11 protein-coding genes are annotated in these 13,085 nt (G+C 33.1%); all 11 read left to right on the top strand.

Features of this window, described 5'->3' with window-relative positions:
* The first annotated feature begins 90 nt into the window (after nucleotides 1-90).
* The gene (locus AC1RRQ_RS00470; protein WP_493020358.1) at nucleotides 91-1,239 is read left to right on the top strand and encodes a gp53-like domain-containing protein; all 1,149 of its coding nucleotides are present in this window, start codon (nucleotides 91-93) and stop codon (nucleotides 1,237-1,239) included.
* 22 nt (nucleotides 1,240-1,261) lie between these two features.
* Entirely contained in the window at nucleotides 1,262-1,633 is a 372-nt protein-coding gene (locus AC1RRQ_RS00465) for a phage tail assembly chaperone (protein ID WP_493020356.1), read from the top strand.
* Between the two features lie 77 nt (nucleotides 1,634-1,710).
* Nucleotides 1,711-2,571, top strand: a complete 861-nt coding sequence (locus AC1RRQ_RS00460; RefSeq protein ID WP_493020354.1) for a DUF5977 domain-containing protein — start codon at nucleotides 1,711-1,713, stop codon at nucleotides 2,569-2,571.
* 4 nt (nucleotides 2,572-2,575) lie between these two features.
* Complete coding sequence (locus AC1RRQ_RS00455) at nucleotides 2,576-3,751, top strand: DUF5977 domain-containing protein (protein WP_493020352.1); 1,176 nt, start codon at nucleotides 2,576-2,578, stop codon at nucleotides 3,749-3,751.
* A gap of 13 nt (nucleotides 3,752-3,764) precedes the next feature.
* The gene (locus AC1RRQ_RS00450) at nucleotides 3,765-4,232 is read left to right on the top strand and encodes a hypothetical protein (RefSeq protein WP_493020350.1); all 468 of its coding nucleotides are present in this window, start codon (nucleotides 3,765-3,767) and stop codon (nucleotides 4,230-4,232) included.
* Nucleotides 4,233-4,321: 89 nt separating this feature from the next.
* Entirely contained in the window at nucleotides 4,322-5,041 is a 720-nt protein-coding gene (locus tag AC1RRQ_RS00445) for a YncE family protein (protein WP_493020348.1), read from the top strand.
* Between the two features lie 240 nt (nucleotides 5,042-5,281).
* Nucleotides 5,282-6,151 (top strand): hypothetical protein, encoded by an 870-nt coding sequence (locus tag AC1RRQ_RS00440; protein ID WP_493020346.1) that lies wholly within the window; start codon nucleotides 5,282-5,284, stop codon nucleotides 6,149-6,151.
* 1 nt (nucleotide 6,152) lies between these two features.
* The gene (locus AC1RRQ_RS00435; protein ID WP_493020344.1) at nucleotides 6,153-7,886 is read left to right on the top strand and encodes a BspA family leucine-rich repeat surface protein; all 1,734 of its coding nucleotides are present in this window, start codon (nucleotides 6,153-6,155) and stop codon (nucleotides 7,884-7,886) included.
* Nucleotides 7,887-8,061: 175 nt separating this feature from the next.
* Complete coding sequence (locus AC1RRQ_RS00430) at nucleotides 8,062-10,191, top strand: leucine-rich repeat protein (RefSeq protein WP_493020342.1); 2,130 nt, start codon at nucleotides 8,062-8,064, stop codon at nucleotides 10,189-10,191.
* A 49-nt stretch (nucleotides 10,192-10,240) separates the two neighbouring features.
* Nucleotides 10,241-12,139, top strand: coding sequence for a leucine-rich repeat domain-containing protein (locus tag AC1RRQ_RS00425; RefSeq protein ID WP_493020340.1), 1,899 nt, complete (start codon nucleotides 10,241-10,243; stop codon nucleotides 12,137-12,139).
* 58 nt (nucleotides 12,140-12,197) lie between these two features.
* Entirely contained in the window at nucleotides 12,198-12,908 is a 711-nt protein-coding gene (locus tag AC1RRQ_RS00420) for a leucine-rich repeat protein (protein WP_493020338.1), read from the top strand.
* Nucleotides 12,909-13,085 lie beyond the last annotated feature (177 nt).

Here is a 13,085-nt window from a genome sequence, read left to right as displayed (position 1 = left end):
AAATTCTACTTAGTACCAATGAAGTTATTTCATTGGTACTAAAATCAAGCTAAACAATAAAATTTAAAGCAAGAAATAAAATTAAACAACATGGCAACAACACGCAGAAATGATATTCGCACTAAATTCCAGGACAAGGATATACCAACGCAAAGTGACTTTGATCTGATCTTTGAAAGTTTCGTTCATAAAGACGAAGACAAAGCTAATTTTCAAATAGTCGAAGCTGGTACATCAAACGAACATTATATTACTCCGGCACTTTTAAAAGCTGTTTTTCAAAACTCTGGAATTCTTTCCGGAAACGGCTATGCTCCTTACAAAGAGTTTATAGATGATTTTACGGGTTCATCAATAGAATTAGAGCATCAGCCTATTGAAAACAGTGTTAAAGTATTTAAAAATGGGCAGCTATTAGAAGAAAAAAAAGATTATACATTAAATCATAATACTGGAGTAATTGCTTTTTCTGGAATAATAACCAGTCGAAACATTGAAGTAAATTATTGGTTTAAGAATATCAATCCAACATCTGGCGGTTCTGATTCAATGTTTGGTAAAGCATCCATTCCCTACAAAGAAAATTTTAGTGAACTAACTTTTAATAGTGACACTATCACGTTAAAAGAAACACCTCTAACATACAGCGCGAGAATATATAAAAACGGTCAGCTGCTTAGAGAAAACAAAGACTATTCTATCGTTGACGGCAGTAAAATTGTTAAATTTTCTGCACCAATAAGCAATCGTAATATTGAAGTCGATTATTGGTATGCCGGTCCAATTTCTTTAACAGATCCTGAATTGAATACAAAATATGTTGATTTAACTACAAATCAATCTATTAAAGGAAATAAAACTTTTACAGAAGCAATTGAAAGTAAAGGTTTTATTAAACCAGGAGGTACTTCTAACCAATATTTAATGGCAGATGGTTCTGTATCTACATCTACAGGTTCTGATTATGATGCCGGACATTCCTATTACACTATGCCGTTAGCCAGCGGATATCAAAAATTCAGTAATGGCTTAATCCTTCAATGGGCTTACATAACATCTGGTTCTACTAACTACGGTTTTCCTATTGCATGGCCTTACAGAGCATGCAGTGTTGTGCTTTCAACTTATAGACGTGATTCTGGAAGTAAAGGTTTTAATCATGTTTATAATGTTACAAACACATCATACAATGCAATTATTGATGGCAGCTCTGGATACATGTTTGCAATTGGTTATTAATAATAAAACTTTAAAATAAAAAATGATGTACAAAGGAACATACAACGAAAACGGAGAATACACAGGCTTTTATGTTGAAGGAATCCATGAGAATATTCCGCAGCCAAATATTGAATTAACTGAAGAAGAATGGCAGCAAGCTTTATCTAAAGATTACAAAGTAATCAATGGTAAACATGCCTACTCTACTTTCGTTCAAAGTCAGGATGATATTCTGGAAAATTTAAGAACAACCAGAAACATATTACTTGCTGAAACTGACTGGACTCAAGTAGAAGATTCGCCTCTTTCTGATGAGAAAAAAACAGAATGGAAAAATTACAGACAAGCACTAAGAGATTTAACTGATCTTGATGATTTAACGTCTATTGTCTGGCCTTCAAAACCATTGTAATAAAAAAATTGCTCAACAACTTTTTAATGGTTTTAGAAAACAAAAAAACAACATTATTACTTACTAAAACATAATGTATGGAAGAAAACACAACATATAAACCCTTTTCTTATTTAGACGATTATACGCCAATAGAAGGTACACAGGTTTATTACAATACCGAAAAAACGTTAACGGTTAAAAAAAATGACTGCTCAAAAGGAACAACTGGAAATCCTGTTACTTTAACTGCTGGTGCTAATAAATTTGTATCCACAATAAGTATTGCCGAAGCAAACGAGCAAGCCCAATCATGGCTCGAAGCAAATGTTCAGGCTTATGCCAACAACACTGGAGCCTGCACAATTAGACCTACGGCATGGCGTGGGGCGAATCCTTCATGTGTATTAGAACCGTCAACAACATTATTACCTTTTGATTATATGGTAATTAAATACAAATGGGCTCCAGGTGCCGGCGTTGATTTAGATACTTTTACTGGTTTTATAAATACAGGTCTTAGTGCTTTAGACAATAAATGGGTAGGATTTGGACTCGGAAATGAAATTCCGACTAGCGCAATTGCACAGGATTCTTACATTATGTGGGGCGGTGACATTCAGGATGTAACAGGTACCGAAACTTGTTTGGTAAACTTTAAAAAAGTAAAAGAAGTTTATTCTAATCTGAATGATATTCAAATTAGAATGGCTGGAGTTTGGTGGGTTTCTAAGGCTAGCGGAAATATTGATGTAGAAATTACCACTTTCCTTGGCGGTACAATGATAAAAGAAGGTAAAGACATTATAAATAATGACGGTAACCAAGTACAGCAATTAAATTTTTCGAAAAATATTTCAGTACAGGGTAAACAACTCTCAATAGATCAAGCTGCTCCTATTGGCTACATTAATTATTCTAATAACCAATCAACTGCAAAGGTTGTAATAACTTATTAAAAATATGGAAAACACAGGATACATGTCTTTTGCTTTTTTAGAAAAATACTATACTGATGACAATACTCCAACTGGAGAAATAAAACCTAATGTAACCACAGATCCAGATTATCTCGCACCGGCTTTAGATACAACAATGTGCCCCCCTGCCGTTCGATATTATAATACGCAACAAACTAAAACTGTTGCAAAAAATAATTGCTTTGCCGGAGAAACAGGTACTGAAGTTGAACTTATTGCTTATGCCAATCAATTTGTTTCATCTGAAAGTATAATCGATGCGAATAATCAAGCCATTGTCTGGCTCGAAAATAATGCTCAAATTTATGCGAATAATTTAGGAACTTGTATTCCTGATTCAACTCCGCCTACAAGTCCATTTTTAAGCGCGTCTTCAATTACCACAAGTACATTAACATTATCATGGACTGCATCGACTGACAATGGAATAGTTGCGGGTTACGACATTTACAAAAATGGAATTTTACTAAGCTCAACTTCAGCTGATGTACTTAGTTATCCTATAACAGGTTTGTCAGGATCTACTACATACGGTTTTTATGTAAAAGCAAAAGATGCATCAGGAAATTCAAGTAATAGTAATGTTTTAAACATCACAACACTTCCTTCTATTCTATCTCTGGCTGCAGCAAAGTCTGTTATTTTTGAAAAACAAGCTTCGTCATGGAATGATTGCAAGAATGCCATTGCTGCAGATTTACAGCATATCAATAATACTTTTATTGGAGCTGGAGGCGATAGTTTCTATTATGTTAATAGATATAGAGGCGTTATCGATACTTCTTCGATCACAGTGAAACCGCAATCTGCTAAAATAAAATTTAAGTTTGCCGAAAATACAGTTGGTAACGCATTGACTTTTAATTTATTTGCTGCAAATATTTTAATCCCATTAAATCAAGCTTTTCAACTTCAGGATTGGAACGATTGGGACTCAACTACATTCATCAATAGTGTTTCTGTTCCAATTAATTCTACAGCATACAACGAAATAAATCTGACTCCTTCTCAATTAGACTTACTAGTTTCAGGACAAGCCTACAACTTTTTTCTAATTTCTAATGGTGATAAAGAGGATTTTGCACCTGGCAGCAATAACAGACCAGTATTATCAATATCTGCCGAAACTGGTGAGATCTATTTAGAATGTCAATTTTAACTAAAAATAACTTATGAACACAAATCATAACAGAATAAAAGTTGCGGATTTAGAAACGAATCAGCGAGATAAAGTTTTAGTGACTAATGAAAATGGTGAATTAGAGTTTAATGATATAACATCTTCTTTAAACTTAAAAACGATTAATGGAGAATCAATTCTTGGAAATGGAAATATTGATTTTTCAAAGAAACAAGATATATCAAATCAAATCAATGTAACATTACCTGCAATTATTCAAGATACATGGCACGGAAAAACGGTAAAGTTTACCGGTACTGGAACACTGTCAATTCCTAGTTCATTTATTAACTCAGGAATGTGTTTTGAAGGAATCACAAAAATAGGAACTTCATTAAGCTGGTCTATTGCGTCTCCTAAAACATTTGAGTTTGGAACACCTCCAACAGTAGGGGAAAAACAGATATTTACCTTTATGCAAAACGATGGTCAGCATTCAATAATGATTTTAGGTCTATAATTATGGGATTAAGAAAAACAATATTTGGAAGGTCTAAAGTAAGTACAATATACTATCGAGGAAAAAATAGAATAAATTTATCTACTCAGATGTATAGTTCTTTCAATCCTACTGGAACAAGATTATATCTTACGCTGCACAATGGTCCTGACTCAGTGGCTCAATATTCTTTATCAACACCCTGGGACATTAGTACAGCTGTATACTTAAATCGTTCTTTGACAATAAATCAAAATGGAGAAAGCCAGCCAAGGGGACATTATATATCACCCGATGGTACTAGATTATTTGTATCAGGTACATCTTCTGGTTCTGTTTTAAGTTACCTTTTATCCACCCCTTGGGATGTCAGCACCGCAAGTTATTTAGGATTTAAGAGTTTTGGGATTTATACTAATACAATTGCCTTTACACCAGACGGGATGAGTTTTTTTAATCATACAGGAAGTTCATTAATAAAATACTTATTGACGACACCCTGGGATTTGAATACTGCTGTATCTTCGCAAAGCATCAATTTTTCAGCTAATTCATTTGTTTTTACTCCTGATGGTAAAACAATATTTCACCCAAAATTAGTTGGTGAAAGATCCGTTATGAAAATTTCATTAAAAGCTCCTTATGAATTAGCTGGAGCAAATACTTCTGCTTCAATTAATTTGTCTACAGTCATTCCAGCTGCTAACTTTTATGCTGTTAATTTTAGTATTGACGGTTTAAAAATGTTTTGGAGCTCTTACACCAGCAGTATTTACGAATTTGATTTATCAAAACCATACGATATAAATGGTAAACTCATAATAGTATAAAGAAGTAAATAATTGAAGTAAGATTTGAGAAACCGCTAAATATGTAAAGTCGAATATGTTAAATAGTTTTTCTATCATATTCGGGACAAAAGTATTCCTAAAACTGATCTCATTCTTACTCAACCATTAAATCTTCTTTAAAGTTCAATAAGCTGCTAAAATTATTCAATCAACGTATTAAAAACAGACAGCAATCGGTAATTCCGAAAGCATTTATTATAAAATTCTAATTAAAAAAACATGGAGACAACAAATCACAATAGAATAAAAGTATCTGATTTAGAAACAGGTGCACCTAATAAAACTTTAATAACAAACCAAAAAGGAGAATTGGAATTCAGCATAGCAAGTAAGCAGGATTTACAATCCGTTCTGGAAACAGGCAATTCTGCAACAAAAAATATGTGGATTGGTAACGAAGGTAAACAGATCTTTGTTGGAGCAGAAAGTGAAGATGCAGTTCAGGTGGGATCCGGTGGTATGGCCGGTCTTAGCCGTAAATCAACTTTTATTGGTAAAAATGCAGGTAACGGAACAATTCAAGAAATGGTTACCGCTTTGGGTTATTATGCAGGAGCTGGAAATCAGCATCCCAGAGCTATTATATTAGGTGCTTCTGGAGGAACAGTATATACCACCGCACCTAATCAATTGGCGATAGGAACAAATGACTCTTACAAAACTATTCGTTTTAATACGGATGTACCAACTGATTTAAATTTAAATTTTCCTTCAACAAGCGGAACTTTAGTTACTTCTAATAATTTTAAAACAGTAAATGGAGAATCTATCGTTGGAACCGGAAATATTGATTTATCGAAAAAACAAGACATTGCTAATCAGGTTGAAGTAAGTGCAAGTCAAACTATTCCGTCTGATTGGCATGGTAAAACAGTATTGTTTACTACCAGCTGTACAATTACTGTTCCTGCTTCGTTACTAGAAAGTTTTATTTTTAACGGAATCACCCTGCCTGGAGTAAATGTTACATGGGCTATTACTGCTCCTCATACTTGGTTATTTGGAACACCTTCTGTAACTGCCGAAAAACAAATTTTTACCTTTACTAAAAGAGGAAATACAAATAGTGTTTTATTATTAGGCGTTTAAAATGAGCGGCTTATTACAGAATACCGTTTTTGGACGAAATAAATTAACTTATAAACCTTTTATTTCTACGTGGAAAACTGATAATATTTCGAACGGATCGAGTACTGCTTCTCAAATAAAACTGCCATTAATTAATTCAGGAAATTATAATTTTATTGTTGACTGGGGAGATGGAACAACTAACAAAATAACCGCATGGAATCAATCACAAACTACTCATAACTATTCTTTACCTGGAAATTATACCGTAACAATTACAGGAACATGTGTTGGGTGGCAATTTAAAGATGTAGGTGATAAACTGAAAATATTGTCAATATCAAAATGGGGTAATTTAAAATTGGGAACAAACCAAGGCCTTTATTTCTATGGCTGCCAAAATCTAAATTTAAGTACTGTAGCCGATATTTTAGACTTAACCGGAACTACATCTCTACAGCATGCTTTTACCAACTGCTCGACAATTACTTACATTAATAGGATTAATGAATGGAATACTTCAAGTGTTACAGATTTATCCTATACATTTTATTTTTCTAAATTCAATCAAAACATAGGATCTTGGGATGTGTCGAATGTTAGTGATTTTTCTTTAATGTTTTATGGTTCAACATTATTTAACAATGGTGGAAGTTCTGATATTAATAACTGGTCATTAAAAACCACTGGTCCGGTAACATTAAAATCAATGTTTACCAATGCATCGTCATTTAATCAACCGTTAAATAATTGGAATACATCTGCAGTTACAGCAATGCCGCAAATGTTTTTAAATGCAATAATTTTTAATCAGCCGCTAAAAGATTGGAATACTGAAAACGTAACAAATATGTCACAAATGTTTCAAGGAGCGAATAAATTCAACCAAAATCTAGGCTCTTGGAATGTCAGTAAGGTAGGTTCTTTTTCATCAATGTTTAATAGTGCATTTGTTTTCAATAATGGAGGCAGTTCAGATATAAATAATTGGACTTTAAAAACAACCGGAACTGTTAGTTTAAGTACTATGTTTCAAGGTGGTGGAGGCAGTTACCCCATGAGTTTTAACCAGCCAATTGGAAACTGGAATACAATTGCAGTTACAGATATGAGCGGTATGTTTCAAAAAACAGGAAATGGACTTCATTATTTCAATCAGCCAATTGGAAATTGGAATACTTCAAATGTAGTAACAATGTCTAGTATGTTTAGTCAGGGAGGTACTGATGGAGGATCATTTAATCAAAACATTGGTGCTTGGGATGTTTCAAAAGTTTCTGATTTTTCAAATATGTTTTTAGGAGCAAAACCGTTCAATAATGGAGGTAGTCCGGATATAAATAATTGGGCTATAAAAACAACTGGGACTGTTAACATGAATCAAATGTTTTCCAATGTTAATATTCATAATTTAACCACATTTAATCAACCTATTGGAAATTGGAATACATCAGCAGTAACCAATATGTCTCAAATGTTTGGTGCTACAGCAGGAAGCGTTGCCTTTAATCAAAATATTGGAAATTGGGATGTAAGCAACGTAACTAATTTTACCAATTTCATGATAAATAAATCTCCCGCAAACTTTTCAACAGCAAATTTAGATGCAATTTATAACGGATGGAGTTCAAAAAACTTAAAACCTTCCCTCATAATTACTTTCGGAACAGCAAAATCTACATCGGCTTCTAGTTCGGGAAAAGCAATTTTAACATCTGCACCAAATAATTGGGTAATAACAGATGGAGGAATATAGCCCAAGAAAATTAATACTTATATAAAAACTATGGGTATAAAATTGAAACTAAACCTTGTAAAAAAGTAGTTTCTTGATAAACTAAAAATTAAACTTCAATACATTATATAAGACGCTGACTCATTCCATTAAACTGAACAAGTCAGCTCTTATTATAATTTTAATTAAATATATTATGAGTTCTTTACTACAAAACACCATATTTGGTAATAATAAATATAGGGCAAATACTTTTATAGGAGGAGTTGCAAGTACACTCAATACACCTGCGTTAATTGCATCAAAGCTAGGTTTACCAATAGCAAGAATTAAATCTTTTGCTGTCGTTCAGAATGATATTCAATTTATGGTAATTGGAGGGAATTATTCTATTCCTTTAAATGCTTTTAGCGGTAACACTTCTTTGACGTATTTTCGTGATCGTAGTGGTTTAGTCACTAGTATCAATATAGCAGCTTTTTTTGGGTGTACAAATGCTGTAGACTATTTATTTCCTGCTGTAACAACTATTACTAGTAATACCAGTTCCGGAACAAGTGGAACTTTTCAAAACAACACAAGTTGTCTTTCTTTTTCATTTCCAAGTTTAACATCATTACTAGGTACTGGGTCAGCGTTCGAAGGAAACTCAGCCTGTACGATTTTCAATGCACCAAATTTAAACGGTAAAATACCTTTATATTCCTTCAGAAATAATGTTAATCTTACATCAATCACCATAGGTGCAATTACTGAAATTCAGGATAGTGCTTTTATGGGTAATACAAAATTGACTAGGTTAGACTTAAGCACAGCAACATCTATAGGAAATGATGCTTTTAATGGAAATGTAGTTTTGAATGATATCAATAATATGAATAATGTGTTGACCATTGGATCAAATTCATTTAAAAACTGTTATTTACTCCCAAGTTTTTCTGCCAACTCGGTAACTTCTATCGGCGCAACCGCTTTTTATAACTGCTATTCAGTAATACATTATAATTTTCCATCATTGTTAAGTTTTACCACAAGTACAAGTGCCGGAACTAGTGGAACTTTTCAAAATAATACTGGTTGTGTCAGTTTTACAGCTAATAATTTAACTGATATTACTGGAACCGGAGGAGCTTTTAACGGCTGTGTTAATATGCAAGATTTTATCGCTCCCAAATTGACTGGAACTTTAGGCCTTTATATGTTCCTAAACTGCAGTAAACTAATAAATTTCACAGTTGGTTTAGTTACTTCTATAAATGATGGTTTTTTTAGTGGTTGTTCGCAGCTTGCAAATATTTACATGCCGGCATTAAATAAATGCGGTACAGATTTAGGAACTAACAATGTTTTTTTTAACATTAAACCAGGAGCTACAATAACAGTCTCGTCATATCTTAAAACCGTAAACAATGGTTCGCCTGATGGTGATTTGACTTATGCATCAGGAACAAGAGGTGCCACAATAATTTACCAAGGTATTATTATTGTTGGTGCTTATGGAGCAAACTTTCAAAAGTCAACAGATAATGGCGTTAGTTTTGCAAGCGGAGGTTTTCAATCATCTACCAGAGGGTTATCAATATCTGCAAATAATAAATATGTTCTTCTTGCGCATAACTCTGGTGTAGTGTTATCTTCTGATTTTGGTAAATCTTTTACAAATACAACTTTAGCTGGGGCAACATATTTTTGTGTATCTGTGAGTGATACAGGGCAATATATGTTAGCATCAGCATCGAGCGGAAGTACATATTTATCAACAGATTATGGAGTAACATGGAATCTTGCTGTATATGGCGGAAGAAGAGATTGTTTTGTAAGCGGAACAGGTCAATATATGCTTGCAACAAATATTGACGGCGCAAGTATAGTGAGGTCAATTGATTATGGTCTTTCATGGACACCTATAACAGGAAACGGTATTGTTTCAGCTGTCTGTTGTTCTGATGATGGGCAATACATAACAGCTGTATCAAGTGGAAGTACGATAAAAGTGTCTAATGATGGCGGCTTAACGTGGACAAGCAAAACAGCTTATGGAAACTTTGCCTTTCCAAAAGTCGCAATGAGTATTGATGGTAAATATCAAACTGTGATTGGACAAAATAAATTTGTACATATATCTTCTGATTTTGGCGTCACTTGGACTGTTAAAACAAATACGTTTAACAATGTTTATTATTCTTGTCTTGATATGTCAAAAGATGGAAAAATTCAAGTCATTGCAGTATCTGGCGGGTATATTTATTCATCCTCTGATTTTGGTATGACTTGGACTCAAAAAGGTATTACATTCGATTATCAAGCTATAGCAATATCAAATTAAATTTATTTATAAAAAAAGACAAACAACAATTTTATTATATAACTTAATCATGAGCAGCTTATTACAAAATACCATATTTGGCAATAATAAATATAGGGCAAATACTTTTATTGGAGGAGTTGCAAATACACTTAATACTCCAGCGTTAATTGCATCTAAGCTTGGTTTATCAATTGCAAGAATCAAATCTTTTGCTGTCGTTCAGAATGATATTCAATTTGCAGTTATTGGAGGAAATTATTCTATTCCTAATAGTGCTTTTAATGGAGTTACAGCACTCACATACTATAATGATCCCTCGGGATTAGTGACAACAATAAATAATCAAGCATTTTGGGGATGCACTTCTGCAACTTCCTATAATTTTCCAGAATTAACAACCATTCAAAGTATTGGAAATAATCAAGCGCAGGGAACATTTGGATCAAATACCTCTCTTGTTACTTTTTCTGCTCCAAAATTAACAACTATAGCAGGAGGAAACCTGACGAAAACAGGATTTTGTTTTAACAGTAATCCAAACTTAACTACATTTTATGCTCCGCTTCTAACCGGTGATATTGCTGCCTGTACTTTTTACATGTGCGCGAAGTTAAGTTCTTTTACTTCATCAATACTAACTGGTATTGGCACACAAGCTTTTTATTCTTGCTCTGCATTAACTAACATTGATTTATCAACATCTATAGTAATCGGAGCACAAGCATTTCTTAACTGTACTAAACTTACTTCTATAAATTCCTTAAATGAGTTATTAATTATTGAATCAGAAACATTCAGGGAATGTAATTTGTTGACTAATTTTACAGCAAATAAAGTAACCACAATTAATAGTAGTGCATTTTTAAAATGTTCCACGATCACTTCTTATAATTTTCCAGAATTAACAACCATCCAAAGTATTGGAAATAGTCAAGCGCAGGGAACATTTGGATCAAATACCTCTCTTGTTACTTTTTCTGCTCCAAAATTAACAACTATAGCAGGAGGAAACCTGACGAAAACTGGATTTTGTTTTAACAGTAATCCAAACTTAACTACATTTTATGCTCCGCTCCTAACTGGTGATATTGCTGCCTGTACTTTTTATATGTGCTCGAAGTTAAATAATTTAACTACATCTGAAATAAAAGGTGTTGGCACACAAGCTTTTTATTCTTGCTCTGAATTAACTAACATTGATTTATCAACATCTACCGTAATCGGAGCACAAGCATTTTTTAACTGTACTAAGCTTACTACTATAAATTCCTTAAATGAGTTATTAATTATTGAATCGGAAACATTTAGCGGATGTAATTTGTTGACTAATTTTACAGCAAATAAAGTAACTACAATTAATAACGGCGCATTTTTAAAATGTTCTAAAATCACTTCCTATAATTTCCCAGAATTAAAAACCATCCAAAGTATTGGAAATAGTCTAGCACAGGGAACATTCGGATCTAATACCTCTCTTGTTACTTTTTCTGCTCCAAAATTAACAGCTATAACAGGAGGAAACCTGATTAAAACTGGATTTTGTTTTAACAATAACCTAAACTTAAATACATTTTATGCTCCGCTTCTAACTGGTGATATTGATACCTGTACTTTTTATATGTGCTCTAAGTTAAGCAATTTGACTACATCTAAAATAAAAGGTGTTGGAAAACAAGCCTTTCATGGTTGTGCTTTATTGACTGGATCAGGAATTGATTTAACAAACTGCGTTTCATTTGGAAATCAAGCCTTTCAAGAATGCTCCGCATATTCATCAATAAATGCCCCTTTACTTGAATCTTGCGGAACGACAACAGAAGATGACCTTGTATTTAACAACATAAAGACAGGAATTACAATAACTGTACCGGCAGCTCTACAAACAATAAATGCCGGTGCTCCTGATGGTGATTTAATATATGCTTCTGGAGCAAGAGGAGCAAACATTGTTTATGTATCTCCATAATTTAATTGTAATGTACAATTTAGAGATAAACACCAATTTTTAATTATAAAATTTAATCATGAGCTGCTTATTACAAAATACCATATTTGGTAATAATAAATATAGGGCAAATACTTTTATTGGGGGTGTTGCAAGTACCCTCAATACTCCAGAATTAGTCGCCGCCAAATTACGTTTACCAATAGCAAGAATCAAATCTTTTTCGATTATTGGAAATGATATTCAATTTATGGTTATTGGTACTTATTCAATCGCTTCAAGTACTTTTGCTTCAGATTCAAACATTACATACTTCGATGATAAAAATGGATTAGTGACACAATTATATCCAAGTGCTTTCGGGAGTACTCTAAATTTTAGATGGTGTAATTTTCCAAAACTATTAGTCTTACAAGGCAATGGTAGTGGTGCTGGCCCCTTCAATCATTCTGGAATAATTAATATAAGTCTGCCTGAATGTACAACTTTTTCCGGAGGACATCATTTTGATTACTGCTACTCATTAAAAACGGTAAACGTACCTAAATTAACCAATATGGGAAGCGGAGGATATTATATTTTTAGAGATTGTACTTCTTTAGAATCAATTTATGCTCCAGTATGTACAAAAATTGGAGCCACACTAAATCAAGATGCCATTTTTCAAAATATAAAAACAGGTTGTATTATTAATGTACACTCAAGTATGGCAACCGTCAATGCAGGAGCTCCAGATGGTGACCTAGTGTCTGCAGTAAGCTTTAGAAAGGCAATAATTAATTACCTATAACATAATCTATTAGTATACAACCTAGACTAAATATTAGGCTTACCAAATCTAATAAAAAGCTAAAAAAAATCTACAAATATCTATTAGCATTTTTAAAATACTAATAGATATTTTGTCTTTTATCCCCACTAGACTTGACTTCATCATTTTTCCTTCTGCCTAAACCAATCCTATCCA

The organism is Flavobacterium sp. GW821-FHT12A05, assembly GCF_058807735.1.
This window is presented reverse-complemented; position numbering and strand designations above follow the sequence as displayed.

Coding starts and splice junctions, on each gene's coding strand:
- AC1RRQ_RS00460 (WP_493020354.1), top strand. CDS start 1,711: ATGGAAGAAAACACAACATATAAACCCTTTTCTTATTTAGACGATTAT.
- AC1RRQ_RS00440 (WP_493020346.1), top strand. CDS start 5,282: ATGGAGACAACAAATCACAATAGAATAAAAGTATCTGATTTAGAAACA.
- AC1RRQ_RS00450 (WP_493020350.1), top strand. CDS start 3,765: ATGAACACAAATCATAACAGAATAAAAGTTGCGGATTTAGAAACGAAT.
- AC1RRQ_RS00435 (WP_493020344.1), top strand. CDS start 6,153: ATGAGCGGCTTATTACAGAATACCGTTTTTGGACGAAATAAATTAACT.
- AC1RRQ_RS00455 (WP_493020352.1), top strand. CDS start 2,576: ATGGAAAACACAGGATACATGTCTTTTGCTTTTTTAGAAAAATACTAT.
- AC1RRQ_RS00420 (WP_493020338.1), top strand. CDS start 12,198: ATGAGCTGCTTATTACAAAATACCATATTTGGTAATAATAAATATAGG.
- AC1RRQ_RS00430 (WP_493020342.1), top strand. CDS start 8,062: ATGAGTTCTTTACTACAAAACACCATATTTGGTAATAATAAATATAGG.
- AC1RRQ_RS00465 (WP_493020356.1), top strand. CDS start 1,262: ATGATGTACAAAGGAACATACAACGAAAACGGAGAATACACAGGCTTT.
- AC1RRQ_RS00425 (WP_493020340.1), top strand. CDS start 10,241: ATGAGCAGCTTATTACAAAATACCATATTTGGCAATAATAAATATAGG.
- AC1RRQ_RS00470 (WP_493020358.1), top strand. CDS start 91: ATGGCAACAACACGCAGAAATGATATTCGCACTAAATTCCAGGACAAG.
- AC1RRQ_RS00445 (WP_493020348.1), top strand. CDS start 4,322: ATGTATAGTTCTTTCAATCCTACTGGAACAAGATTATATCTTACGCTG.